The 24,444-nt window shown below is 59.8% G+C and carries 23 protein-coding genes and 1 riboswitch; of the genes, 9 read left to right on the top strand and 14 right to left on the bottom strand.

Annotated features, from left to right (window positions below):
- Window positions 1-6: 6 nt before the first annotated feature.
- Window positions 7-126: riboswitch (TPP riboswitch) on the bottom strand.
- A 47-nt stretch (window positions 127-173) separates the two neighbouring features.
- On the bottom strand, window positions 174-1,259 hold the full coding sequence (locus tag ASE36_RS16105; RefSeq protein WP_062281940.1) for an MBL fold metallo-hydrolase: 1,086 nt from the start codon (window positions 1,257-1,259) through the stop codon (window positions 174-176).
- A 309-nt stretch (window positions 1,260-1,568) separates the two neighbouring features.
- Between ASE36_RS16105 and ffh the strand changes: the two genes are divergently transcribed.
- The 5 genes from ffh to trmD all read left to right on the top strand — a co-directional run bounded on the left by ffh (window position 1,569) and on the right by trmD (window position 5,309).
- Window positions 1,569-3,137 (top strand): signal recognition particle protein, encoded by a 1,569-nt coding sequence (ffh, locus tag ASE36_RS16100; protein ID WP_062281938.1) that lies wholly within the window; start codon window positions 1,569-1,571, stop codon window positions 3,135-3,137.
- An 11-nt stretch (window positions 3,138-3,148) separates the two neighbouring features.
- Window positions 3,149-3,469 (top strand): chorismate mutase, encoded by a 321-nt coding sequence (locus ASE36_RS16095; RefSeq protein ID WP_062281935.1) that lies wholly within the window; start codon window positions 3,149-3,151, stop codon window positions 3,467-3,469.
- Between the two features lie 66 nt (window positions 3,470-3,535).
- On the top strand, window positions 3,536-3,910 hold the full coding sequence (gene rpsP, locus ASE36_RS16090; protein WP_062281933.1) for a 30S ribosomal protein S16: 375 nt from the start codon (window positions 3,536-3,538) through the stop codon (window positions 3,908-3,910).
- Window positions 3,911-4,033: 123 nt separating this feature from the next.
- Window positions 4,034-4,612, top strand: a complete 579-nt coding sequence (rimM, locus tag ASE36_RS16085) for a ribosome maturation factor RimM (protein ID WP_062281930.1) — start codon at window positions 4,034-4,036, stop codon at window positions 4,610-4,612.
- Window positions 4,613-4,616: 4 nt separating this feature from the next.
- The gene (gene trmD, locus ASE36_RS16080) at window positions 4,617-5,309 is read left to right on the top strand and encodes a tRNA (guanosine(37)-N1)-methyltransferase TrmD (protein ID WP_062281927.1); all 693 of its coding nucleotides are present in this window, start codon (window positions 4,617-4,619) and stop codon (window positions 5,307-5,309) included.
- On the opposite strand, the gene ASE36_RS16075 is transcribed toward trmD, so the two are convergent.
- On the bottom strand, window positions 5,291-6,037 hold the full coding sequence (locus tag ASE36_RS16075) for a sulfite exporter TauE/SafE family protein (RefSeq protein WP_062281924.1): 747 nt from the start codon (window positions 6,035-6,037) through the stop codon (window positions 5,291-5,293). The two genes, trmD and ASE36_RS16075, sit on opposite strands and share 19 nt — an antisense overlap.
- A 270-nt stretch (window positions 6,038-6,307) precedes the next feature.
- On the opposite strand from ASE36_RS16075, the gene rplS reads away from it, so the two are divergent.
- Window positions 6,308-6,844, top strand: coding sequence for a 50S ribosomal protein L19 (rplS, locus tag ASE36_RS16070; protein WP_062281921.1), 537 nt, complete (start codon window positions 6,308-6,310; stop codon window positions 6,842-6,844).
- Window positions 6,845-6,948: 104 nt separating this feature from the next.
- Here rplS and ASE36_RS16065 read toward each other — a convergent pair whose 3' ends face one another.
- The 6 genes from ASE36_RS16065 to ASE36_RS16040 all read right to left on the bottom strand — a co-directional run bounded on the left by ASE36_RS16065 (window position 6,949) and on the right by ASE36_RS16040 (window position 13,050).
- Window positions 6,949-7,779: a DMT family transporter gene (locus tag ASE36_RS16065; RefSeq protein WP_062282744.1), complete on the bottom strand. Its 831-nt coding sequence runs from the start codon at window positions 7,777-7,779 to the stop codon at window positions 6,949-6,951.
- Between the two features lie 191 nt (window positions 7,780-7,970).
- On the bottom strand, window positions 7,971-9,380 hold the full coding sequence (leuC, locus tag ASE36_RS16060; RefSeq protein ID WP_062281919.1) for a 3-isopropylmalate dehydratase large subunit: 1,410 nt from the start codon (window positions 9,378-9,380) through the stop codon (window positions 7,971-7,973).
- A 262-nt stretch (window positions 9,381-9,642) separates the two neighbouring features.
- Window positions 9,643-10,473 (bottom strand): amino acid ABC transporter permease, encoded by an 831-nt coding sequence (locus tag ASE36_RS16055; RefSeq protein WP_062281916.1) that lies wholly within the window; start codon window positions 10,471-10,473, stop codon window positions 9,643-9,645.
- A gap of 37 nt (window positions 10,474-10,510) precedes the next feature.
- Window positions 10,511-11,308: a basic amino acid ABC transporter substrate-binding protein gene (locus ASE36_RS16050; RefSeq protein ID WP_062281913.1), complete on the bottom strand. Its 798-nt coding sequence runs from the start codon at window positions 11,306-11,308 to the stop codon at window positions 10,511-10,513.
- Between the two features lie 204 nt (window positions 11,309-11,512).
- On the bottom strand, window positions 11,513-12,343 hold the full coding sequence (locus tag ASE36_RS16045; RefSeq protein ID WP_062281910.1) for an aldo/keto reductase: 831 nt from the start codon (window positions 12,341-12,343) through the stop codon (window positions 11,513-11,515).
- A 149-nt stretch (window positions 12,344-12,492) separates the two neighbouring features.
- On the bottom strand, window positions 12,493-13,050 hold the full coding sequence (locus ASE36_RS16040) for a L,D-transpeptidase family protein (RefSeq protein ID WP_413813665.1): 558 nt from the start codon (window positions 13,048-13,050) through the stop codon (window positions 12,493-12,495).
- A gap of 122 nt (window positions 13,051-13,172) precedes the next feature.
- Between ASE36_RS16040 and ASE36_RS16035 the strand changes: the two genes are divergently transcribed.
- Both ASE36_RS16035 and ASE36_RS16030 read left to right on the top strand, forming a co-directional pair.
- Window positions 13,173-13,856, top strand: a complete 684-nt coding sequence (locus ASE36_RS16035; RefSeq protein WP_062281907.1) for a response regulator transcription factor — start codon at window positions 13,173-13,175, stop codon at window positions 13,854-13,856.
- A gap of 127 nt (window positions 13,857-13,983) precedes the next feature.
- Window positions 13,984-14,442: a cyclic nucleotide-binding domain-containing protein gene (locus tag ASE36_RS16030; protein WP_062281904.1), complete on the top strand. Its 459-nt coding sequence runs from the start codon at window positions 13,984-13,986 to the stop codon at window positions 14,440-14,442.
- A 4-nt stretch (window positions 14,443-14,446) separates the two neighbouring features.
- Here the strand turns inward: ASE36_RS16030 and ASE36_RS16025 are convergent, their stop codons facing one another.
- The 5 genes from ASE36_RS16025 to ASE36_RS16005 form a co-directional block, all read right to left on the bottom strand.
- Window positions 14,447-15,253 carry an exodeoxyribonuclease III gene (locus ASE36_RS16025; protein WP_062281902.1) on the bottom strand — a complete coding sequence of 269 codons (807 nt, stop codon included), beginning with the start codon at window positions 15,251-15,253 and terminating at the stop codon, window positions 14,447-14,449.
- 126 nt (window positions 15,254-15,379) lie between these two features.
- Window positions 15,380-16,051 (bottom strand): outer membrane lipoprotein carrier protein LolA, encoded by a 672-nt coding sequence (locus tag ASE36_RS16020; protein WP_062281899.1) that lies wholly within the window; start codon window positions 16,049-16,051, stop codon window positions 15,380-15,382.
- Between the two features lie 113 nt (window positions 16,052-16,164).
- Complete coding sequence (locus tag ASE36_RS16015) at window positions 16,165-18,816, bottom strand: FtsK/SpoIIIE family DNA translocase (RefSeq protein WP_062281896.1); 2,652 nt, start codon at window positions 18,814-18,816, stop codon at window positions 16,165-16,167.
- 191 nt (window positions 18,817-19,007) lie between these two features.
- Entirely contained in the window at window positions 19,008-20,369 is a 1,362-nt protein-coding gene (locus tag ASE36_RS16010) for an ammonium transporter (RefSeq protein WP_062281893.1), read from the bottom strand.
- A 27-nt stretch (window positions 20,370-20,396) separates the two neighbouring features.
- A complete protein-coding gene (locus ASE36_RS16005; RefSeq protein ID WP_040299273.1) occupies window positions 20,397-20,747 on the bottom strand; it encodes a P-II family nitrogen regulator in 351 nt (116 codons plus the stop codon).
- A 438-nt stretch (window positions 20,748-21,185) separates the two neighbouring features.
- On the opposite strand from ASE36_RS16005, the gene ASE36_RS16000 reads away from it, so the two are divergent.
- On the top strand, window positions 21,186-22,079 hold the full coding sequence (locus ASE36_RS16000; protein ID WP_200945188.1) for a helix-turn-helix domain-containing protein: 894 nt from the start codon (window positions 21,186-21,188) through the stop codon (window positions 22,077-22,079).
- Window positions 22,080-22,088: 9 nt separating this feature from the next.
- Here ASE36_RS16000 and ASE36_RS15995 read toward each other — a convergent pair whose 3' ends face one another.
- On the bottom strand, window positions 22,089-24,233 hold the full coding sequence (locus tag ASE36_RS15995) for a TonB-dependent siderophore receptor (protein ID WP_062281889.1): 2,145 nt from the start codon (window positions 24,231-24,233) through the stop codon (window positions 22,089-22,091).
- Window positions 24,234-24,444 lie beyond the last annotated feature (211 nt).

Here is a 24,444-nt window from a genome sequence, read left to right as displayed (position 1 = left end):
CGTCGTTTTGCAGCGCTCGCACCGTCCCTACGCCAGTATGAACTGGATCAGGTTCAACGGGTCACCGCGCTGCCTTCAGGCGTAGCGATATCTCAGCCCCTTGTCGGGACACCCCTGGTGAATGCGTGAAGTGTGGTCAAAAGCGGTCCCGCTGTCAACGCGGGAGGTAACATTCAGGCGCCGGCGCGCGGCACCTCGAACTGCTGGCCTGGCCTGAGTCCCATGAAATGGTCCTTCCCAATTCCGGCCATCGACATCGCGTTCGCGAGTGCCTTCGGCGGATCATCGATGCCCTCATTCGTCAGCTGGAAGGTGCCGAAATGGTGGCCAATACCGAAGGCTGCGCCGCTCAAGCCGAAGCCCGCGATGGCTTCCTCAGGGTTCTGGTGCTGTGCTTTCATGAACCAGCGCGGTTCATAGGCGCCGATCGGCATGATCGCGAGCCTGATGTCGCCATGCTTTTCCCTGATTTCGCGGTAGTGTCTGCCGTCGGCATAGCCGGTGTCACCAATGTGATAGATCTTGCCGCCTGACGTTTCGATGACGAAGGCAGCCCAGAGCGCCATGCGCCTGTCGCCCATGCCGCGCGCCGACCAGTGATGGCATGGCTCGCAATGGAGGACGACGCCATCGCCCATCTCCAAACGGTCGCCCCAGTCTGTGACGCTCACGTCGATCGCAGGCAAGTGCTCACGGATGATCGTATCATTGCCAAGCGGGGTCACGATCCTTGGCTCATCGCGTTCGACTAGGCGCTTCAGCGTCGCGATATCCAGATGGTCGTAGTGATTGTGGGTAACGATCGCGATGTCGATCTTCGGCAGGTCATCGAAAGCGACGCCCGGCGGATTGGCGCGTTTCGGGCCCGCGAAAGAGACAGGGCTTGCGCGTTCCGACCAGACGGGATCCGTCAGGATATTGAGGCCCGCCGTCTGGATCAGCAATGTCGCATGGCCGATCATCGTCACCACAAGGCGATTGCCGTGCACGCGGGGTTCCGGCTTCGTCGTGACGAAATCGGCAGCCATGACGGGTTTCGGCCAGTCGATCTTGCCGCCTTCGAACTGCCAGCGCAGCAGATCGGTAAAACCGCGGGGCTCTTCACCACCGGGGTTGAAGAACACCTTGCCATCGAAATGATCCGAGATCGGCCCCGTATAGTAGCGATTGCCCGCCTGCGCTTCACGCATGCCGAGACCTCCGATTGCTGCGGCGACGAGGCCGAAGCCCGACCATTTGAAAAAGCTGCGTCTGTTCATGACGATTCCATATGTGATGCATCCTTCGATACGACAATGGGACACGGTCAGATCGCGCGGATGGAGCCTCGAACGTCCACAGATGCCAGCTTCGCTTGACTTTCTGCCTCAATTCCTGTTTATCCGGCCGATCTGTGAAGAGACAAGCACTCCGAGCCGCCGACCGGGACCCGTCAAGGTATAAAGAGATCCCGGAGGTCAACACCCGACAGCGCGATGCGCCCTCGGGTGCTTTTTGGCTTTGCGTCTTGTTTTCCGCGTGGAGAAGACCGAGGTTTCGGGTGTCCGAAACCATGCAAGGAAGAGCCGATGTTTGAAAACCTCCAGGACCGTCTTGGTTCCATTCTGAATGGACTGACCGGCCGTGGCGCCCTGTCCGAGGCGGATGTCTCGGCAGCGATGCGCGAGGTCCGTCGTGCGCTTCTCGAAGCCGATGTCGCACTCGAAGTCGTCAAGGGCTTCACCGACCGCGTGCGCGAAAAGGCCGTCGGCGCCGCCGTCCTGAAGTCGATCAAGCCCGGCCAGATGGTCGTCAAGATCGTTCATGACGAGCTGGTCGAAATGCTCGGCACCGAGGGTGTCGGCGTCGACCTGATGGCCGCCGCCCCGGTCGTCATCATGATGGTCGGCCTGCAGGGCTCCGGTAAGACGACCACATCAGGCAAGATTGCCAAGCGGCTGACGGATCGCGAGAAGAAGAAGGTCCTAATGGCCTCGCTCGACACGCGTCGACCGGCCGCCCAGGAACAGCTTCGCCAGCTCGGTGTGCAGACTGGCATCGATACGCTGCCGATCATTGCAGGCCAGTCGCCGACCGATATTGCATCGCGTGCTGTGCAAGCCGCGAAACTCGGCGGCCATGATGTCGTCATCCTCGATACCGCCGGTCGTACCCATATCGACGAGCCGCTGATGATCGAGATGGCCGAGATCAAGGCCCGCTCTAAGCCGCATGAAATCCTGCTCGTCGCCGATGCGCTGACCGGTCAGGACGCCGTCAATCTCGCCCGCAATTTCGATGAACGCGTCGGCATCACCGGCCTCGTGCTGACCCGTATGGACGGCGACGGACGCGGCGGTGCCGCCCTGTCCATGCGCGCCGTCACAGGCAAGCCGATCAAGCTGATCGGTATCGGCGAAAAAATGTCGGAGCTCGACGAGTTCCATCCGCGCCGTATTGCAGACCGCATCCTTGGGATGGGTGATATCGTCTCGCTGGTCGAAAAGGCTGCAGAGAACATCGACGCCGAAAAAGCCCGCGCCATGGCCGAGAAGATGGCCAAGGGCAAGTTCGATCTCAATGACCTCGCCGAGCAGATCAAGCAGATGCAGGCCATGGGCGGCATGGGCGGGATCATGGGCATGATGCCGGGCATGTCCGGCATGAAGGACAAGATTTCAGCCGCCGGTCTCGACGACAAGGTCTTCAAGCGCCAGCTCGCAATTATCTCCTCAATGACCAAGGCCGAGCGTGCCAATCCCGATATCCTCAAGCATTCCCGCAAGAAGCGCATCGCTAGCGGCTCCGGCACGGATGCCTCCGACATCAACAAGCTGCTCAAAATGCACCGCCAAATGGCCGACATGATGAAAGCCATGGGCGGCAAGAAGGGCGGCGGCATGATGAAGCAGATGATGGGCGGCCTCGCCTCCAAGATGGGTCTCGGTGGCCTGGGTGGCGGCATGGGGATGCCGGATCTGTCGAGTATGGATCCGAAGCAGCTGGAAGCGCTGGCCAAGCAGGCGGAAGCAGCCGGTATCAAGCCGGGCGGCCTTCCGGGTCTCGGCGGCGGTGGTCTGCCAGGTCTGGGCGCACCGAAGCTTCCCGGCCTTGGTGGCGGTTTCCCCGGCCTGCCGGGCCTGCCTAAGAAGAAGTAAGGAGAGCTCTGATGATCGATCCTACCGTCAAGGAACAACTCTCCGGCTATCGCCAGTCGATCGACAACATCGACGCGGCGCTGGTTCACATGCTGGCCGAACGTTTCCGCTGCACCAAGGCGGTCGGCGTTCTGAAAGCCACCTACGATTTGCCGCCGGCTGACCCGGCGCGCGAAGAATACCAGATCGCCCGCCTGCGCCGCCTGGCACAGGATGCGCATCTGGACCCGGATTTCGCCGAGAAGTTCCTGAACTTCATCATCACCGAAGTCATCCGGCATCATGAAGCCATTGCCGCCGAACATGGCGGTGCAACCGAAAAGACCGCCTGACGGCGGCCTCAACAAGAAAAGGGGCAAGCTTCGGCAGCCCTTATGACAAACCAAGGAGTTAACTGCATGTCCCTCAAGATTCGTCTCGCCCGTGGTGGTTCCAAGAAGCGCCCTTACTACCAGATCGTTGTTGCCGACGCCCGCGCGCCGCGCGACGGCCGCTTCCTGGAGAAGGTTGGTTCCTGGAACCCGATGCTCGGCAAGGACAACGAAAAGCGCGTTGAACTGAATGCCGACCTTATCAAGGAATGGCTCGCCAAGGGCGCCCAGCCGACCGACCGCGTCCTGCGCTTCCTCGCTGAAGCCGGTATCGCCGAGCGCGCTGTTCGCAGCAACCCGGACAAGGCAAAGCCGGGCAAGAAGGCTCAGGAACGCGCTGCCGAGAAGGCACAGAAGGCAGCAGACGCCGCTGCCGCTGCTGCAGAAGCCGCCGCGGAATAAGCGATCTTCGATCGTTGCAGGCGGGCGGTGGGTCTCCCACCGCCCGTTTTTGCGTTTTCTTTGCCGTTGGTTCCGCCTAAAAGAGTGAAGCGACGAGAACAAGTTTCAGGACTGCATATCGCCATGAGCACGCTGGAAAATCCAATACTGATGGCCGTCATCGGCGCCGCCCAGGGCCTGCGCGGCGAAGTGCGGGTGAAGACGTTCACAGAAGATCAGCTCGGATTGGCCGATTACGGCGTGCTCTACAGCGCCGACGGCCGCAAGTTCGAGATCCTCGACATCCGCGACGGCAAGACGGTAGCCATCGTCCGTTTCCGCGGCATCAACGACCGCAACGCGGCAGAAGCGCTGAACGGCACCGAACTCTTCGTCAACAGGGACGCGTTGCCCGACGAGGATCTCGACGATGACGAGTTTTACTATGCCGACTTGGAGGGCCTTCAAGTTTATGACGCCGAGAACAACCATTACGGCGCAGTCACTGCGGTTTATGATTTTGGTGCCGGTGACCTTCTGGAGTTGAAGGGTCCGGGCAAGCGTCCGGTTCTTATTCCCTTCTCCGAAGCGGCTGTCCTGGAAATCGATCTCGAAGGCGGACGTCTGCTGGTCGATCCCGTCGCAGCTGGCCTGAAAGACGATGGCGAGGAGAAGCCCTATGGCTCCAGTGGAGGAATGCCGCGCCCGAACGGGCGTCGCTGACCCCATGGGCTTCAAAGCTTCGATCCTGACGCTTTATCCGGATATGTTCCCCGGTCATCTGGGTCATGCGCTGGCAGGCCGCGCGCTTGAGCGCGGCGACTGGTCCATTGAGGCCGTCCAGATCCGTGACTTTGCCGAGGACAAGCATCGCAGCGTCGACGACACACCGTCAGGCGGTGGTGCCGGTATGGTGTTGAAGCCGGACGTCCTGGCGCGCGCGATCGATTCCATAGCAGACGATGGAAGACCCCGCCTGCTGATGAGCCCGCGCGGCCGTCCGCTCACGCAAGAACGTGTCCGCGCCCTGGGCGCTGGCGAGGGCGTGGTCATCGTCTGTGGCCGTTTTGAAGGTGTCGATCAGCGGGTCATCGATGCACGCCAGTTGGAAGAGGTGTCGATCGGCGATTATATCCTTTCCGGAGGTGAACCTGCGGCCCTGACCCTGCTCGATGCCGTCGTGCGCATCCTCCCCGGCGTGATGGGTAACCAGCTTTCGGGGGTGCATGAGAGCTTCGAGGGCGGATTGCTGGAACACCCGCAATACACCCGGCCCCAAATCTTCGAGGGCAGGGAGATCCCGCAAGTCCTTACGTCGGGAAATCATGCGGCCATCCAGAAGTGGCGCCATGAACAGGCAGTTGTCCTGACGCGTGAAAGGCGTCCCGATCTTTTGCCGGTTCAGCCGGTAAAGAAGTAATAGGCGGCGAGCCCGAGACCAGCTGCCACCACTATCCAACGCAGCACGGCCTGCGGCACCTTCTTGGCCACGGCCACGCCAGCATAACCGCCCACTGCCACGGCCGGAATCATGATGATGGCATGCAGCCATGACAGCGCACCGGCGCTGGCAAAGATGACGATGGCGACGGCGGCAATGACAATCGACAGGAAGTTCTTCAAAGCATTCAGCCGATGATAGTCGCCACCGCTGGCAAGCCCTAGCGATGCCAGCATCATGATGCCCATACCTGCTCCGAAAAATCCGCCGTAAAAGGATGTGATGCCCTGAAGACCCAGCCCCAGCGGGCTTGACGCATGGCTTTCCCCCTGTGTTTTCGGCCGCAGCTTCGGCCCGGCTGCGAAGACCGCAGTCGCGCCGAGCAGAAGCCAGGGCACCATCGAACGGAATGCCGGATTTGACAGCGAAATGAGGAAGAGGGAGCCGCAGACAGCACCTATGACCGAAACAATGGCGAGGAGGACAGCACCGCGCCACATGGTCTTGAACTCGCGCCTATAGGCCAAAGTCGAGGTAATGTAGCCGGGAAACTGGATGACCGACGAAGTTGCATTGGCTGAGATTGGCGGCAGTCCGGCCAAGGTGAGGGCACCGAAAGTCAGAAACGTTCCACCCCCTGCGATCGCGTTGACAGCACCGGACAAGAACCCGGCGACGAACAGAATGGCAATGAGGGCAATGGACATGCAGGCTGTGTCTCCAACATCAAGGCAGTCTTACGGACGGAAGCCTTGCCCAGCAAGGGCGCAACGCCCTATGCAGCAAGAGAAATTGCGTGACCAGGGGTGACAAGCGGCCCGCCATGGTGTAATGGCGCCCTCGGACATGGGCAAAAGCCCGTCTGCCAAAACAAAGAACCGCGTATCCGCTCCCGCCTTTCGAGGCAAGATCCCAAGGCATGTCCAAAGGATGATCGTTGAGCGCTCTGGCTGTTTCAGAAGAAATTGAGGTTAGACATGAACATCATTCAGCAGCTGGAAGCCGAACAGGCCGCCAAGATCGAAGCCAAGCGCAAGCTTCCGGATTTCTCCCCGGGCGACACGCTCCGCGTTAACGTCACCGTTAAGGAAGGCAACCGTACCCGCGTGCAGGCCTATGAAGGCGTTTGCATCGCTCGTTCGGGCGCTGGCATCAACGAGAGCTTCACGGTTCGCAAGATCTCCTACGGCGAAGGCGTCGAGCGCGTATTCCCGGTCTACTCGCCGCTGGTGGAAGGCGTCGAAATCGTTCGTCGCGGTAAGGTCCGTCGTGCCAAGCTCTACTACCTGCGCGATCGTCGCGGCAAGTCGGCTCGTATCGTCGAGAACACCGGCACCCGCGCCCGCAAGCTGAACGACGCCGAGCGCGCCGCTGTTGCCGAAGAAAAGGCACGTCTGGAAGCTGAAAAGGTCGCAGCAGCACAGGCTCTGGCCGCCGAAAAGGCAGCAGCTGAAGCCGCCGAAAAGGCCGCTGCCGCTGAAGCCGCTGCAGCAGCAGAAACCTCGGCTGAATAAGCTGATCTGGGGCGGTTCCTCCGCCCCTCTATCCCATTCGCGAAGGCCCGGCTCAGTCCGGGCCTTTTGCGTTTATGCAGGGAATCAGATTTTCAGTGGGGACCTCAGAGGCTGACACTGATGGCTCCACCGGCCACGATCAGGCAAGCCAGCAGTCGGCGGAGCGTCAAAGGCTCGCCGAGGACGAGCGCGCCGATCAGGACGGCAAAGACGACGCTCGTCTCGCGAACAGCCGTAACAAGGCCGGCCGGCGCATAGGCATAGGCGACGACAACCAATCCATAGGCCAGCATAGCGACGACACCGCCACCGGCTGCCTTCCAGGTCGTGGAGGCACGCAAGTCGATCTTGAGACCGCGTCTCGTGACGACAAAGGCAAGCGTGATCATGATCCCGAACAGGAAGAGGACCCAAAGCGCGTAGGAGACAGGCTGCGCGACGAGCTTCACACCGCGTGAATCCACGGTGGAATAGCAGGCAATGATCAGACCGGTTGTGAGCGCGAATAGGATGGACGAGGTCGCAGCCCGCGTCTTGCCGAGAGACAAGCTCATGATCCCGGCGGCGATCATGATGACGCCGAGCGTCTGAAACGGTCCCAGTATCTCACCAAAGAACAGGAAGCCCCCCAGGGTCACCAGCAGTGGTACCGTGCCGCGCACGATCGGATAGACCTGCCCGAGTTCACCATGACGATACGCGGCGACCAGAAACAGACTGTAGCCGACCTGGAGGCAAGCCGAGAGCAGGATATAGGGCCAGGCTGCAGGAGCCGGGATCGGCAGCATGAAGAGAAACGGCAGAGTGATGATACTTCCCGCCAGACTCATGATGGTGATCGACCATAAGCGGTCGGCACCTGTTCTAAGGAAGGCATTCCAGCTTGCATGAAGGATCGCCGCAACAAGGGCGAGACAGACGGCCACGGTACTCACGACCGCAACCCGCGGAAGGAGAACAGGCATGGGGGTAATGACATTGGGGAATCCGGAGCCGCTATATGACAGTTTTATGACTGCGCAACGATAGCGCCTTCCCTCGCCGTTGCAATCCAGAGCGGCGATCCACGCGAAAAAGAAACCGCCCGCATGAAGCGGGCGGTTTAAATGCGGGAGACTATGCTGGCTTACTGCCAGTCGCGGATATCGACGAAATGACCGGCAACGGCAGCGGCGGCGGCCATGGCCGGAGACACCAGATGGGTGCGGCCCTTGAAGCCCTGACGGCCTTCAAAGTTGCGGTTCGAGGTCGATGCACAACGCTCGCCCGGCTTCAGGCGGTCGTCATTCATGGCGAGGCACATGGAGCAGCCCGGCTCGCGCCAGTCGAAACCGGCAGCCTTGAAGATCTTGTCGAGACCTTCGGCTTCCGCCTGTTCCTTGACCAGACCAGAGCCCGGCACGATCATTGCCGACACGGTCGGAGCAACCGTCTTGCCTTCGACCACCTTTGCCACTTCGCGCAGGTCTTCGATGCGGCCATTCGTGCACGAGCCGATGAAAACGCGGTCGACAGCGATATCGGTGATCTTCGTTCCAGGGGTCAGGCCCATGTAATCGAGCGCGCGCCACTTGGAGGTACGCTTATTCTCATCCTGAATTTCGTCCGGGTTCGGAACAACGCCCTGAACGGAGATGACGTCTTCCGGCGACGAGCCCCAGGACACGATCGGCGGCAGCTTGGCAGCGTCCAGCACAACAACGCGATCGTAATGTGCGCCTTCGTCGGTGTGAAGCGTCTTCCAGTAGGCGATCGCCTGCTCAAGCTGTTCGCCCTGCGGCGCGCGCGGCTTGCCCTTGATGTATTCGAAGGTCTTTTCATCAGGCGCGATCAGGCCGGCGCGAGCGCCACCTTCGATCGTCATGTTGCAGATGGTCATGCGACCTTCCATCGACAGCGCACGGATGGCTTCACCAGCGAATTCGATGACGTGGCCGGTGCCGCCAGCCGTACCGATTTCGCCGATGATGGCCAGGATGATGTCCTTGGCGGTGACATGGTCAGGCAAAACGCCATCGACCCGCACCAGCATGTTCTTGGCCTTCTTCTGGATCAGCGTCTGGGTCGCGAGCACATGCTCGACTTCGGACGTGCCAATACCATGCGCCAATGCACCGAAGGCGCCGTGGGTCGAGGTGTGGCTGTCACCGCAGACGATGGTCATGCCCGGCAGAGTGAAGCCCTGCTCCGGGCCGACGATGTGCACGATGCCCTGACGCTTGTCGGAAGCCGAGTAGTATTCGACTCCAAACTCGGCCGCGTTATTGGCGAGCGCTTCGACCTGAATCCGGCTTTCCTCGTTCTTGATGCCGAGGTGGCGATCGGGTGAGGTCGGCACATTGTGGTCGACAACGGCCAGCGTCTTCTGCGGCGCGCGTACTTTGCGGCCCGTCATGCGCAGACCTTCAAAGGCCTGCGGGCTCGTCACTTCGTGGACGAGGTGACGGTCGATGTAGAGAAGACAGGTGCCGTCGTCCTGCTGATCGACGACGTGGTCGTCCCAGATCTTGTCGTAAAGGGTGCGAGGTGCGCTCATGGGTGCGTTCCATCCAGACTGAGGAAAAGGGGAAAACTTCAATTTTGGAAAGTTAGGTCGATGCCGCGGTCGCGGCGGATCGCAATCAGCCTCGAAGGCTGGCGAGTGCGCCGGAAACGCGCGCAAAGAAACGTGCCGGCAGACGCTTATGGTCCTGCAGCACGATAAACTGGTTTCCGAGACATCCGAATTTCGATCCCATGGCGCGCCTCTTACCATTTCTCGTCGAAAACGGCAATTCGATTCAGATCAAACGATCGCGCTAGTCGCCGCGGCGTGTGCCCCTCTGCCGCATGCGTCTTTCGAAGTCGCGAAGGAGGATCGAGAGCCCGATGGTCAGGACGAGATAGACATAGGCCACGATCGAATAGGTCTCGAAGAAGCGGAAGGAGCCGGAGGCATAGACCTTGCCCATTTGGGTAATGTCCGCGACGCCGAGGACGGAAACCAGAGACGAGTCCTTCACCATTGCAACGAAATCATTCGACAACGGCGGGAAGATCACCCGGATGGCCTGCGGAAAGACCACGAGACGAAAACGCTGGCTGCGGCTGAGACCAAGTGCCTTCGCGGCCTCGATCTGCCCCTTGTCGATCGACTGGATACCTGCCCGAAAGATTTCGGCGATAAAGGCCGAATAGCCAATCATCAGGGCAATGATCGCCCGCCACATCAGAGAAACATCTCGCACGACCATGGGCTCGAAGAAACCGGCCTGGATGAGCGGACTGGTGATCAAGTTGAACAGCGCAACAAAAGCCGGGGCCCCGACGAAAGCGATGTAGAACAGGAGAACCAGGATCGGGATGCCCCTGACAACCTCCACATAGAACCGCGCGGTCTGGCGAAGGATCAGGTGATCCGACATGCCGAGCAATGCGATGAGCAGGCCGAGCGCCGTCGCCAGCAGGAACCCGACAAGCGTCACGAAGACAGTGACGCCGAGGCCCTTTACTACCGTGTTGAAAACCTGAGCGTAGAGATCGCTGAAGAAGATGACGAGACCGAGCGCAACTGCCAACACGACGAAGGCGACCAGCCACCACGGCCGGTCGCCCTTCGGATCACCCTGGGGCAAAGTTTGAAACGCCATCAGCCGCTGACCTTCCGGACAGGGGCAGCCAAGCCGCTCATTCGCCCATCTTGTAGTCGAGGAACCACTTCTTGTTCAGCGCGTCCAGCGTGCCATCGGCCTTCAGCGCCGCAATCGCCGCATTGACCGGCGCCACGAGGTCGGAGCCCTTCGGGAAGATGAAGCCGAAATCCTCTGTGCCAAGCGGTTCACCAACGATCTTGAGTGTACCATTCGAGGCCGCGACGTAACCGTTGCCGGCCGTGCTGTCGGTGAGAACCAGATCAACGTCTCCGGCCTTCAACGCCTGGACGGTCGCGCCAAATGTCTCGAACAGCTTGATGCGCGGGTTCTGCTCATTGCCGTCGAGCACTTCATAAACGGCCGTGTAGAACGGGCTCGTGCCCGGCTGCGCGCCGACGAGGCCGCTTTCGAGTGCGGCAAAGCTCTTGGCATCGGTGAAGCGGCTTTCGTCACCGCGCACCAGCATCAACTGCTGCGAACGCATGTACGGATCGGAGAAATCGACCTTCTCCTTCCGGTCTTCCTTGATGGTGATGCCGGTCATGCCGATGTTGTACTGATTGTCCGAAACTGCCTGGATCATCGCGTCCCAAGAGGTGTTCTGATACTCCACCTTGAAGTTCAACCGCTTGGCGATCTCGTTCATCGCATCATATTCCCAGCCAATCTGCTGACCCGTCTTTGGATCGACGAATTGCAGCGGCGGATAGGCATTCTCCGTCACGACGACGACTGATTTGCCGCCGAGATTTGGCAGCGTTTCGGCATGGACGGCACAAGGAAGAAGCGCAAGGGCGGACAGACCGGCGAGCACAGCGCGGCGAAACAGCATGGAGATCTCCAAAAATTGTGGCGTCTCAGAGTGTCACATCTTGTTCCCCGCTGGCAAGGGACCAGCCCTTTGCCACCGGATGACTTCACAGCACAGCAAGGAGCACCGTCTCTCTCGCGCGGCGTTAGGCTGCACGCGTCCGACGCGCTCAATGCCGGCGAGGGGCCGCCTCGCGTTTAAAGCGGCCCATCGACCAGCCACCGATCAGAAAGCCGCCGTCTTTGGATCGGGGCCGATGCGCGCACCTGCGTCGTCGAGGCCATTGAGCGTGCTTAAGTCGTCATCAGAGAGCTTAAAATCGAAGACGTTGAAGTTCTCTGCGATGCGCGACGGTGTCACCGACTTCGGGATGACGATCAGGCCGTTGTCGATATGCCAGCGGATGATCAACTGCGCCGGTGTGCGGCCAGTGCGGTCCGCTATCTTCGCGATCTCCGGATGGTTCAGCAGCTTGCCCTGGCCGAGCGGGCTCCAGGATTGTGTCGCGATCTTGTGCTTCTGATGAAATGCACGCGCCTCTTTCTGCTGGAAATCCGGATGCAGCTCGATCTGGTTGAGAACAGGCACGACACCCGTCTCGGCCACGATCCGCTCGATATGCTCGGGATAGAAGTTGGACACACCGATCGACTTTGCCCTTCCCTCCTCCCGGAGTTTGACAAAGGCCTTCCAGGTATCGACGAATAGGCCACGGTGAGCGGACGGCCAGTGAATGAGGTAAAGGTCGACATAGTCGGTGCCGAGCAGCTTCAGGCTGGCGTCGAAGGCCTTCAGCGTCTGGTCATAGCCCTGATCATTGTTCCACAGCTTCGTGGTGAGAAAAATGTCGTGGCGGTCGAGGCCGGATCCACGGATCCCCTCGCCCACCCCCTCTTCGTTCTCGTAGACGGCGGCTGTGTCTACGTGACGATATCCCGCGTCAAGGGCCGCCTTGACGGCTGGCGCCGCTTCATCGTTCGGCGTCTGCCAGACGCCAAGCCCGACCTGCGGGATGGTCTTTCCGTCGTTAAGAGTAATCATGGATTGATCGGTCATGGGAGAAGCTCCGGAAATTTGATGAGATGCCGGCAAGCCAGGCGCCCTGGGATCGGACAGGCTGCAGAGATAGGGCCGACGCTGTCCCTATAGGTAGGCAGAGCCAGCTTCATTGGAAGACGTCAGCGTCCAGATTTCCCGGCGGTCCGCTAGAGAACCTGCAGCCTCGTGCTAGGCCTGAGATGCGGCAAGAGGCGTTTCATGTCCCGCAGGCTGATGGCTACACACCCCTCCGTCGGTGCATAATCCTCGCGCGCAATATGAAAGAAGATCGCCGACCCGCAGCCGCGTTTGCGCACGCGCATATTCCAATCCATCACCACACAGACATCGTAAAGTCGGTCCTGACGCTTAAGCGTTTCGTGACTTGCGGTGAAGGGAGCGGTGACGGGTCGATTGTAGCTTGGATGATCGGGCGCGTCACACCAGAGCATGGTCCCCCGAATAGGCACAAGGGGAAGCCTCGTTGTGAGCGGTGTCTTCCTGTCACTGCGGAAATAGGCGAACCGAAGCGGCATGCTTGCAATGGGCGTGGCGCCATCCCCTTCCCGCTTGCGGCTCGTTCGACCGCTGCGCCCAATCGCAGCGGGAATGCGAAGGTCTCCTACTTGCAAGATGGCACGGCTTCGAGAGAGCGGGGTCGGTCGCACCAAAATTCGCGTGATCGCTTTTCCTTGTTTTGTTGCGCTCCGCGGTCGAATGCTCACGAGATTTTGCCTTGTTCGTGAAGAATGTTGTATTCATAGCACTTCAATGCCTGCCACCCAGGCTTACATGGCCTTCGATGAAGCGACAAGCTTCGGCAAGGACCACTCTGGAAGGAAGACGGATGACAACGCGGACCATTCTGCTGGTGGATGACGACGATGATCTGAGGCAGATCCTGGTCGAGCAGCTTTCGCTCTACGAGGAGTTCTCGCTGCTCCAGGAAAGCAATGCGACCCGGGCCATGCAGACGGCAAAGGCCGCTCAGGTTGACCTGATGATCATGGATGTCGGCCTGCCGGACATGGACGGTCGCGAAGCGGTGAAGCTGCTGCGCAAGGGTGGCTTCAAGTCACCCGTGATCATGCTGACGGGCCACGACACCGATTCCGATACCATTCTCGGCCTGGAAGCCGGTGCCAACGATTATGTCACCAAGCCGTTCAAGTTTGCCGTGCTTCTTGCCCGCATTCGCGCCCAGTTACGCCAGTACGAGCAGAGTGAGGACGCGACCTTTGGAGTTGGCCCTTATCTCTTTAAGCCGAGCCAGAAACTGCTGACGACCGAGGACGGCAAGAAGATCCGCCTGACCGAAAAGGAATCGGCCATCATCCGGTATCTCTACCGGGCCGGACAAAAGGTAGTTACCCGCGACATCCTGCTGGAGGAGGTTTGGGGCTACAATTCTGGCGTGACGACACACACCTTGGAAACCCATGTCTACCGGCTTCGCCAGAAGATCGAGCGTGATCCTTCCAACGCCGAAATTCTGGTAACCGAGAACGGTGGCTACAAGATCGTCCCCTGACGGGGAGAGACAGGTAACGACAGACGGGGATGAGACTGGCCTGAGGGTCGTCTCCATCCCCGTTTTGCGTTAGGACTGACCTCAAGCAAGGTGTGGACACCGACCGGGCGACAAACAGGAGACTTTCATGGCTCTCAGCGACGATATCCAGCTTCTGTCGGCAGTGCCGCTCTTTTCCGGGCTGGACGCCGATCAGATCCGGCTGATCGCCTTCGGCGCAGAGCACCGGCCGATCAGCGCCGGTCAGGCGCTCTTCAGGGAGAAAGCGCCAGCGGAATGCGCCTATGTCGTGGTGCGGGGCAAGCTGGATTTGTATGTCATTGGCCGGGACGGCACTCAGACGCTTGGGGCGAGCGTTGGCCCAGGTGTGATGCTGTCGGAACTGGCACTTGTCACCATGGTGGAACGCAAGTTTACGGCAGTGGCTGTTGAGGATGTAGATGTCATCCGCATCACCCGCTCACTCTTCCATCGTCTGCTCGAGGAATATCCCGCCATGGCGCGGCATGTCGAAACCCGGATCCGCAAGACCTTGGGGGACCTGATGGAAGGCTCCGCCTCTCTCGCCCCAAGATTTGCTGAATAGCTGGCTATCGAGCGTCGAAAAAGGCTGTAACCGGGACATGATCGGAAGGCTGCGTCCATCCCCGCGCCTCCTTGAGGACCTCGATCCGGGACAGGAGCGGGGCGAGATCCGCTGAGGACCAGATGTGGTCAAGGCGGCGACCCCGATCGGCGGCAGCCCAGTCTTTGGCGCGATAGCTCCACCACGTATAGAGTTTTTCTGATGCGGGCACATGCTGCCGCATGACATCGACCCACGCACCGCGACGCATCACCTCCAGCAAACCATCGGTTTCCACGGGTGTATGGCTGACGATCTTCAACATCTGTTTATGCGACCACACGTCGTGTTCCAGCGGTGCGATGTTGAGATCACCGACGAGGATTGCAGCCGTGCCCGGCTCGGCATCTGCCGACAGCGCTTTCATTTCCTCGACGAAATCGAGCTTATGACCGAACTTCGGATTGATCTCACGGTTAGGCTCGTCGCCGCCGGCCGGTACGTAGAAGTTGTGAAGGCGAATGCGCCGCCCCGCCCATTCGAAGACAGCGGAAATATGCCGGCTGTCACCCACGCCGCAATAATCCTGGCGATGATCTTCAGTCAGCGGCAGCTTCGAGCAGATCGCCACGCCGTGATAGCCCTTCTGACCGTGAATCACGATATTAGAATAACCCAGGGCTGCTATCTGCTCAGATGGGAACTGATCGTTCTGGCACTTGATTTCCTGCAGGCACAGAATATCCGGGTTATGCTGACGAAGGAAGTCCTCGACGATCGGCAGGCGCAGTCGCACCGAGTTGATGTTCCAGGTGGTGATCGCAAGGGTCATGAGGCGCCTGTTCCTGTCGGTTACACTTGCCTCTTAGGCCAAAAGCGCGGAGCTGAACAGAAAAAGGCGGCACAGGCTTTTTCCCGCACCGCCTTCTCCACAACTCTGCCGTACATGAAACGTTGGTCAGCCGCCGCGACTCTGGCCGTGCACTTCGGCATAAGGGATTTCGAACACCGAAGGATCCAGTTGAACACCGTTTTGAACATTGAAGATCATCACCGATGTATCCTTCTTCTGCACATCGGTGATCGTCCATTGCCTCAGATCGAAAGTCTTCGGGTCAAACATCAGCGTAATCGTGGAATCGCCGAAGATCGTCCGGTCGCCAAGCACGATCGTCGTCAGATCAGCCTCTTCCTTGACGTCGCGCACCAGCTTGTTGCCGAGATCGATCCTGTCGGCGAGCAACAGGCTGAGCGGCGTCTTTGAGAGCGGATAAAGGTCCCAGGTCTTCAGTTTGGTGTTGCCGATGACGACATTCTTGCCGTCCGAAATCACACGCATCGGCGACGGTTTTTCGTAGTTGAAGCGAAGCTTGCCGGGACGCTCGATGAAGAACTTGCCGCCGGTCTGTTCGCCACGCGGGCCGAACTGAACGAATTCGCCCATCATAGTCTTCACGCTGGAGAAATGGTCGGCGATCTGCTGGGCTGCATCGGTCGCAGCAAAGCTCGGAAACGGCAGGGCTGCGCATGCCATGAATGCGGCGCTTCCCAGCACGAACTGGCGACGGTTCGCCAGTACCGGCATTCCTGCATCGCGTTCAGTTTTTTCAATCATGCGATACTCCTTCATATGCTCACGGTCTCGCCGAAAAAGGCGGCGGCTTCATGGCCGTGATCTCTCATGCCGTTGCGGCAACTCGCCGGGACTGCCCGTTGTTCCACCAGGGAACGCAGCCCGGGATATTATTCTTCCGTCGTCACCAAAATCTCGCGTTTACCCGCATGGTTGGCAGGGCCGATAATGCCCTCTTTTTCCATGCGCTCAATCAGCGAGGCCGCGCGGTTGTAGCCGATACCGAGCCTGCGCTGGACATAGGAGGTCGACGCCTTGCCATCCCGCAGCACGATCGCAACAGCCTGATCGTAAGGATCGTCGGAATCGGCCAGATTGCCAGTCCCCACCGGCCCACCGCCGTCCTCATCGTCCTCGTCATCGATGGTGATGGCTTCCAGATACTGCGGAGACCCTTGGGTCTTGAGATAGGCAACAATCTCTTCGACCTCGTGGTCGGAAACGAAGGGTCCATGGACGCGCTGGATGCGCCCACCGCCGGCCATATAGAGCATGTCACCCATCCCGAGCAGCTGTTCCGCACCCTGTTCGCCAAGGATCGTGCGACTGTCGATTTTGGACGTGACTTGGAAGGAAATACGCGTCGGGAAGTTGGCTTTGATCGTGCCTGTAATGACGTCGACCGATGGGCGCTGTGTCGCCATGATCACATGGATGCCGGCGGCGCGGGCCATCTGGGCGAGCCGCTGCACGGCGCCTTCGATATCCTTGCCGGCTACCATCATCAGGTCGGCCATTTCGTCGATGATGACGACGATATACGGGATCGGCTGCAGGTCGAATTCTTCCGTCTCGTAAATCGCCTCGCCCGTCTGGCGGTCGAAACCGGTCTGAACGGTCCGCGTCAGCACCTCGCCCTTCTCCTGCGCCTGCGCAACCCGGGCGTTGAAGCCGTCGATGTTCCGAACACCGATCTTCGACATCTTCTTGTAGCGCTCTTCCATCTCGCGAACGGTCCATTTGAGGGCCACGACGGCCTTCTTGGGATCGGTCACGACAGGGGAGAGCAGATGCGGAATGCCGTCATAGACCGACAGTTCGAGCATCTTCGGGTCGATCATGATCAAGCGGCACTGTTCCGGCGTCATCTTGTAGAGAAGCGACAGGATCATTGTGTTGATCGCGACCGACTTACCCGAACCGGTCGTACCGGCGACGAGCAGATGTGGCATTTTCGCAAGGTCAGCCACCACGGGCTCACCGCCGATGGTCTTGCCGAGCGCCATGGCCAGCTTCGCCTTGTTGCCGTCGAAGTCGCGCGACGCAATCAGCTCACGCAGATAAACCGTCTCGCGGCTCTGGTTCGGCAGTTCGATGCCGATGGCATTGCGACCGGGGACGACGGCGACACGGGCGGCGATCGCGCTCATCGAGCGGGCAATGTCGTCGGCAAGGCCGATGACACGCGAGGACTTGATGCCCGGTGCCGGCTCCAGCTCGTAGAGCGTGACCACGGGACCGGGGCGAACATGAATGATTTCACCCTTGACGCCGAAGTCATCGAGCACGCCTTCGAGAAGGCGCGCATTGTGCTCCAGAGCCTCGGCCGACAGGGTCGCATCCCGCGCAACCGCACGCGGTTCGGCCAACAGGTGGACTGAGGGAAGCTGGAACCCATCTGGTTTCAGGAGCGAACCCTGAGCATCGCGGTCCAGGCGGGCGCCCGGCTTCGGGCGCGCTGTGGGCGCGGCCACGCGAGGCGAACCCGCCACGGCGCGGGCAGGAGCCGCTCCGCGACCCCGGTCGTCCGGAAGAATGCCCGAGGGGCGCGGCATGTCATCGAGATCAAAATCATCGTCATCATCATCGAATGATCCGCTCGACATCGGCGGCGGAGACACGATGGAACGACCGGTGGCGCGAGGAGGCGCGCCGTCAAGCACAGGTTCGACGCGAGCGGTCAGTCCAGGCGGCTTGGCGCGAGACGGCTCATTCAGCGTGCTGAATTCATCATCATTGAAATCATAGGGCTGGTCGAACTCGCGCTGGCGACGCTCAGCCGGTTTGACGCCGAAAAGCCGGCGGGTGCGCGCGCGCAGCAGGTACCAGTTGTGGGCGAAAGCGCCAAAATAGAGCGAAATACCCCCCTGGTCCTCTTCTTCCTCTTCCTCGTCCATCGGGTTGGGCTGCACCTTGGCTTTGGAGGGGGTCTTGGCGAGAGGAAGATCGTCGTCGGGCGCCTCGACCGGCTTGCCGAAAATCCCGGCGGCAAACAGGAGGAACCAGGCCGCCGGCAATGCGAGCATGGTACCCAGCACCATGGCGAAGGTGGACGTCGGATAGGCCCCGATGAAAAGGGCGGGGAAGCGCAGGATCAGATCACCAAAGACACCGCCGGTGCCGCTCGGCAATGGCCAGGTGGTGGGCGGCGGAAAGCAACCGACCGCGGCAGCGGCCACGAGAGCGCCAGCAAGCCAGGCGGCAATGCGCGCGGGAATGCGATGCAGGCGCCGTCCGCCGATCAGGGCAAACGACCAGGCAAGCACGGGAAGGAGCGCCAGCAGGCTGCCGAGCCCGAAGAATTGCATCATCAGGTCGGAGAAGACTGCACCGGAAAGACCAAGGATGTTTGTGGGCGGATTTTCCGTGGCGTAGGACAAGCTCGGATCCGAGACATTCCAGGTGGCGAGTGCCGCGACCGCCAGAACCAGTGCCAGGAAGAGTGCAAAGCCCAACAAAGCAGACAGTTGTCGAACCAGAAAAGCGGTGAACGCGAATCGGGCCGGATGATCCGGAAGCGCTGTCGAATGGCCTCTGCTCATGGGTCTCGTTATCCGTCCTGTTGGCGTGTGCGCCTGGAATGCTGGAAGGGCAGCACAGTTCTGACCAGTCCTCACCCTAAGCCACGGACGGTTAATGGTGCATTAACCATGCATGCATTCCTCGGAGATCCTCAAACGCAAGACGCCCGGGCCTGAAGCCCGGGCGCCGCCGCCGCTTGAAGATCGAACGATCAGCTGTGATAGGCAGCTTCGCCGTGCGAAGCGAGGTCGAGACCTTCGCGCTCGGCTTCGACCGGAACGCGCAGGCCGACGACAACGTCGACGATCTTGTAGAGGATGATAGAGCCAATGCCGCACCACAGGAGAGTCACGACAACTGCCTTGACCTGGGTGATAAATTGACCGGCCATGGTTACGCCTTCGGCATAGCCGATGCCGCCGAGGGAGGCGGAAGCGAAGATGCCGGTTGCAAGGGCGCCGAAGAGACCACCGATACCGTGCACGCCGAAGACGTCGGCGCTGTCGTCATAGCCGAACTTGTTCTTCACAACCGCTACGAAGAAGTAGCAGAGCGGCGACACGATAAGACCCATGACGATGGCGCCCATCGGGCCGGCAATGCCGGCAGCCGGGGTAATGGCAACCAGACCGGCGATCATGCCCGAAGCAGCACCGAGCATGGAGGCCTTGCCGCGGGTGAAGGCTTCGACCAGGACCCAGGACACGACGGCAGCAGCAGTCGCGATGAAGGTGTTGACCGTGGCCAGCATGGCGCCACCGGAGGCTTCGAGGTTGGAGCCGGCGTTGAAGCCGAACCAGCCGACCCAGAGCATGGCTGCACCGACCAGCGTCAGCGTCATCGAGTGCGGAGCCATCATGTCCTTGCCGTAGCCGGTACGCTTGCCGACCATAATCGCGCCGATCAGACCGGCAACACCGGCGTTGATGTGAACGACCGTGCCGCCGGCGAAGTCAAGCGCGCCCCAGCCGAAGAGCAGACCATTGGCGTCCCAGACCATGTGGGCGATGGGGAAGTAGACGAAAGTGACCCAGAGCAGGCAGAAGAGCACAGAAGCCGAGAACTTGATGCGCTCGGCAAAAGCACCGACGATCAGGGCAGGCGTGATCGCCGCAAACGTCATCTGGAACAGCATGAAAATGTATTCCGGAATGACGGCGTCAGAGAAGGTCGCCGCCGTGCTGTCAGGCGTCACACCGGCAAGGAACATCTTGCCGAAACCGCCGAAGAAGGCGTTGGTGGAACCACCAAAGGCAAACGAGTAGCCGTAGATGACCCAGGCGAGCATAATCGCCGAGCCGATGACCGTGCACTGCATCAGCACAGACAACATGTTCTTGGCGCGAACGAGACCGCCGTAGAAGAGGGCAAGACCCGGGACCAGCATGAAGAGAACCAGGATGGTGCAGAGGAACATGAAGGCCGTATCGCCCTTGTTCGGCACCGGCGCGGCAGCGACTGCTTCGGCAGCGGCGGGTGCAGTTTCCTGCGCAAAGGCGATGGCCGGCGCCAGCAGGGCTGCCGACGCGGCGCCAAGGCGCACGAGATTGGAATTCAACTTGGCAAGTGACATCAGTAACAACTCCCCTAAAAGCCGTTCTTACAGAGCTTCGGTATTGGTTTCGCCGGTGCGGATACGCACGGCCTGATCGATCGAGTAGACAAAGATCTTGCCGTCGCCGATCTGTCCGGTCTTGGCGGAGGAAGCAATCGCTTCGACGGCCTTGTCGGCCAGTTCGGAGGATACGGCGATCTCGATCTTCAGTTTCGGCAGAAAGCTCACAGCGTATTCGGTGCCGCGGTAGATTTCGGTATGGCCCTTCTGGCGACCGTAGCCCTTAACTTCCGTTACGGTCAGACCCTGAATCCCCACAGCCGTCAGAGCTTCGCGCACCTCGTCCAGTTTGAACGGCTTAATGATAGCCATCACAATCTTCATCTGGTTTCCCATCCTTTGCTTGTCCTCGGCTCGGAGCCGACTCTCCTTGCCGCTGGCAGGAACTGTTTCGCTAGCGACCGAATATGCACATTCAAATCGTGTGCCAGTTTCGTGACGGCGCGCAACTCATTGAAATGTAAAGACTTTGTAAAGAGCACCTAATAAAACGGCAATTGAATGCGCAATGTGCGCCTAAAAAATGTGCAACTTCTCGAAAATGGCGCCGCATTAGTCATTTGCCCGTTTGCAGATCAGATCGCCTGCGCGACGATGCAGCGACGCGAGGGAAATGCCGTGACTGCAACGGAGCCGAAGACGCCACGGACAGTAGGGAGAGCGGAGCAGCTGCCGATCGCCAGCATCCTCCTGGATAGGCTTTGCGTTCCGGCGAAGTGCGGTGTACCTGTGACTATCCTTTATTGGGGGGAAGACCAGGAAGAGGAAGACTTCGTGACCTATCTTCATTCGATGGTGACCCGAACCGAGGGTATCAGGCCGGTCGCTCCGGAGCGTTGGAGATCCTTCGAGGGCGCGGTCGGGGTCTATTGGGATGCCGAAGGAATGGCAGGAGCCGAGGGTTACTACCTCTCGCCGGATCCCAGGATCGTCGTCTTCTTCAACGATGTCTCAAGCCGTATCCGCATCGCCAGCCGGGAGGGTGCGCTCGGGCGTGACGACCGGCCGATGACGAGGGCAATCTATGTGCCGGCGGGAGTGCCGCTGTGGACACGGTTCAATGGCACGCATCGCTTCTCCCATCTCGACCTTCACATTCATCAGGATCGGCTCCTGCGCTCACTAGCGCCATCTCTGGGCAGCTCCAAGTCGCGCGCCGTTCTCAAGCGGCCGGTCGAACTTCAGGATCTGGGACCCATCGAAACTCTTGCCGGCCTTGTCGTTGATGAAATTTCGCAACCCAGCCGGCACGCTGTCTTCGGAGAAAATCTGGTGGGCAGCATTGCGACGGCACTTCTCGAGTTGCCCGCCGAGACTGCGCAACCGACGAATGGCCGCTTGACCCAGGCGCAGATGAACAAGCTCATTGCGCGTGTCATTCTGCGGGGCGAACGGCCCATGGCCGTTGCGGAGATGGCCGAAACGGTCGGCTTGTCCGAAAGCTGGTTTGCGACCGTTTTCCGCCAGACCACCGGCAAGAGCCCGCTGCAATGGCAAATGGGCCGCCGGATAGAAGCCGCTCAAAACCTTCTGGCCGACACGCAACTCAGCATCGCCGACATCGCCGCCCAACTGGGGTTTTCTGACCAGGCTCATCTGACCAAGGTCTTCCGGCAGATGGTCGGTGAAACGCCGGCCGCTTGGCGGCGTCTCAACCAGCGAGCTTAGGCTTACGCCTCACCAGGTCTGGCGGATCGTCGCGTAAACTGTTCGACCAGGGTTGTAGTAATAGGCACCGCCGTCATTGTTGGCGATGTGCTTCTCATCGAATACGTTGCTGACGTTCAGCTGAAACGACGTATTCTCCTTGATCGCGTAGGTGAAGGACGCGTCGAAGATGACCGTCCCGTCCGATTTGCGGGTATTGGCATTGTCGAAGTAATACGATCCGATATAGCGGGCTCCGGCACCGAAGGTCATGTCACCGCGAGCACCGTCGCCATCCAGGGTATAGGTCGCCCACAGCGAAGCCATGTGTTCCGGCACTTGAGCAAAGCGGTTGCCATCGATCGAGGTGCTGGAGGTGTCGGTGTCTACGATCTTCGAGTCGATGTAGCTGTAGCCTGCGATCATCTCGATATTGGAGGTAACTTCCACCTTTGCCTCGAGATCGAGACCGCGGTGGCGGATCTTGTCGACCGTCGAGGCAACATAGAGAGGTGCATCATAGGTGGTGATGTTCTCAAGGGTCAGGTCATAAATCGAGGCTGTCAGCAGCCCAGGGAATGCATCGGGACGATACTTGATCCCGGCCTCGTATTGACTGCCATAGGTTGGTTCGTTGCCGGCACTTGGGGGCGCCACCGATTCGGCATAGCTGACATAGGCCGCGAGTTCCTCGGTGATCTTGTAGCTCAGGCCGAGGCGCTTGCTCAGTTCGCTGTAGCTGCCACTTTCACTCGTGCCGGACAGCAGATCGGTATCTTCAAGATCCATCCAGTCATTGCGCAGACCGACGCTCGCCGTGAGCCTGTCCGAGAAGATCAGATCCTGCTGCAGGTAGAGGGCCTTCGTGTCCTGATCGAGATGGGAACTGTCGTAAGGCAACAGGGCGCCCGGTCCACCGGAATAGACGGGGCTGGACCAGTCGATCTGCGGTGCGAGGGCATAATACAGCACACCCTCGGATTCGGAGTTGTTCGAATCGACCCCGACCAACGTCCGACTCTCGATATTGTCGAAGTGTGTTTCGTACAAAAGGTGCGCGTCGATGACGAACTGTTCGGCCGAGTTCTCGCTTTGGAAATAGTAGCGGTCGGCCAGCGTATCTGACGGATCGCTGGCACCAACGGAATCATAGATATAGGCATAGCCGAAGCCGGTCTTCGACTTCACGTATCGAGCGTTGGAGTTGAAGGTGAGACCATCGCCGAAATCGTGGTCAAACATGACCGTGAACGTATTGCGATTGGTCGTGTTGTAATTGTATTCCGGCTCACCGAAGAAGCGGTCTCTGTCGAAATCCGTATACAATGGATGACCGCCCCCACTGGGCGTACCGTCGCGGTCCAGATGATCGAAGACAAAGGTCATGCTGGTCACGTCGGTCGGGCGCCAGGTCAGCCCACCCTGAATGAAGTTCTCATCATTCTCGGAGAAATCATATTCCTCGTCCGCCCGTTGAACCTTCCCCGTCAGGCGGTAGGAGAGAGTATCATCTTCTGTGAGGTTGTCGCCGAAATCGAAACCCGCCTCCTTGTGAGCGAAGGAACCGGTCATCCCATAGACCTCGCCAAACTTTTCACTGCGCGGCGTCTTGGTAACATAGTTGATGGCACCACCCGGATCAGAAACGCCGTAGCCGGTGGAGTTCGCCCCTTTCAGCACTTCCAGGCGCTCAAAGGCATAGGGTTCCTCCTTCACCCCACTCCAGGTCCGGCCGATGGCGAGGCCATCACGATAGGTGTAGGGGGTGAAGCCGCGAATTTTCACATAGTCGTAACGATCATCGGACCCGTAGTAGTCGGTGATCACGCCTGCCGTATACTGGACAACCTTCTCCACGGAGTCGGCGGCGCGCTGTTCGACTTCCTTCGAGGTAATGACGGAAACGGTCGCGGGCGTCGTCAGAATTTCGCCGGGCATCTTGCCGACCGCCGTCGATTCTGTGGCAACAACCGTCTTGGAATCGGCGTCACTCTGACCCTTTCCTTCCACCGTGATGGTCTGGAGGACTGTAGAATCGTCTTCACTGGTTGTCGCATCCTGCGCGGTCGCCAGCGCCGGTAGGAGAGCGCTGATCGCTGTGCAGGCGAGCAGGACCGCCGTCCGGTGGCGGAAGGAGGAATGGCCGGCGCGTGCGGCGTGTCGTGCATTTGGCATTGTTCAATCCGAAACTAGGTTGCGACGGCAGCGATCCTGCTTTGCAGCAGCCACGTGACGATCACGTCCCCAGCTTCCGGGCGCGCCACACCTTGCCCCATCTCAAAGCCTGGTCACCGCGCCCTGCAAAATCCCACCTTGGCCGCAAATAACTGGAATGCGATTATCAGGTATTGTAGATTTTTCCGGACTTGTAGAAAACCCCGGAAAG

Source organism: Rhizobium sp. Root274 (assembly GCF_001429245.1).
GTDB lineage: Bacteria > Pseudomonadota > Alphaproteobacteria > Rhizobiales > Rhizobiaceae > Allorhizobium.
This window is presented reverse-complemented; position numbering and strand designations above follow the sequence as displayed.

Excerpts from the sequence above, each read along its gene's own strand:
- rpsP (WP_062281933.1), top strand. The coding sequence starts at position 3,536 with ATGTCCCTCAAGATTCGTCTCGCCCGTGGTGGTTCCAAGAAGCGCCCT.
- rplS (WP_062281921.1), top strand. The coding sequence starts at position 6,308 with ATGAACATCATTCAGCAGCTGGAAGCCGAACAGGCCGCCAAGATCGAA.
- ASE36_RS15995 (WP_062281889.1), bottom strand. The coding sequence starts at position 24,233 with ATGCCAAATGCACGACACGCCGCACGCGCCGGCCATTCCTCCTTCCGC.
- leuC (WP_062281919.1), bottom strand. The coding sequence starts at position 9,380 with ATGAGCGCACCTCGCACCCTTTACGACAAGATCTGGGACGACCACGTC.
- ASE36_RS16075 (WP_062281924.1), bottom strand. The coding sequence starts at position 6,037 with ATGTCCATTGCCCTCATTGCCATTCTGTTCGTCGCCGGGTTCTTGTCC.
- ASE36_RS16105 (WP_062281940.1), bottom strand. The coding sequence starts at position 1,259 with ATGAACAGACGCAGCTTTTTCAAATGGTCGGGCTTCGGCCTCGTCGCC.
- rimM (WP_062281930.1), top strand. The coding sequence starts at position 4,034 with ATGAGCACGCTGGAAAATCCAATACTGATGGCCGTCATCGGCGCCGCC.
- ASE36_RS16095 (WP_062281935.1), top strand. The coding sequence starts at position 3,149 with ATGATCGATCCTACCGTCAAGGAACAACTCTCCGGCTATCGCCAGTCG.
- ASE36_RS16055 (WP_062281916.1), bottom strand. The coding sequence starts at position 10,473 with ATGGCGTTTCAAACTTTGCCCCAGGGTGATCCGAAGGGCGACCGGCCG.
- ASE36_RS16015 (WP_062281896.1), bottom strand. The coding sequence starts at position 18,816 with ATGAGCAGAGGCCATTCGACAGCGCTTCCGGATCATCCGGCCCGATTC.
- ASE36_RS16025 (WP_062281902.1), bottom strand. The coding sequence starts at position 15,253 with ATGACCCTTGCGATCACCACCTGGAACATCAACTCGGTGCGACTGCGC.
- ASE36_RS16035 (WP_062281907.1), top strand. The coding sequence starts at position 13,173 with ATGACAACGCGGACCATTCTGCTGGTGGATGACGACGATGATCTGAGG.
- ASE36_RS16045 (WP_062281910.1), bottom strand. The coding sequence starts at position 12,343 with ATGACCGATCAATCCATGATTACTCTTAACGACGGAAAGACCATCCCG.
- ASE36_RS16050 (WP_062281913.1), bottom strand. The coding sequence starts at position 11,308 with ATGCTGTTTCGCCGCGCTGTGCTCGCCGGTCTGTCCGCCCTTGCGCTT.
- ffh (WP_062281938.1), top strand. The coding sequence starts at position 1,569 with ATGTTTGAAAACCTCCAGGACCGTCTTGGTTCCATTCTGAATGGACTG.
- ASE36_RS16030 (WP_062281904.1), top strand. The coding sequence starts at position 13,984 with ATGGCTCTCAGCGACGATATCCAGCTTCTGTCGGCAGTGCCGCTCTTT.
- trmD (WP_062281927.1), top strand. The coding sequence starts at position 4,617 with ATGGGCTTCAAAGCTTCGATCCTGACGCTTTATCCGGATATGTTCCCC.
- ASE36_RS16010 (WP_062281893.1), bottom strand. The coding sequence starts at position 20,369 with ATGTCACTTGCCAAGTTGAATTCCAATCTCGTGCGCCTTGGCGCCGCG.
- ASE36_RS16005 (WP_040299273.1), bottom strand. The coding sequence starts at position 20,747 with ATGGGAAACCAGATGAAGATTGTGATGGCTATCATTAAGCCGTTCAAA.
- ASE36_RS16020 (WP_062281899.1), bottom strand. The coding sequence starts at position 16,051 with ATGAAGGAGTATCGCATGATTGAAAAAACTGAACGCGATGCAGGAATG.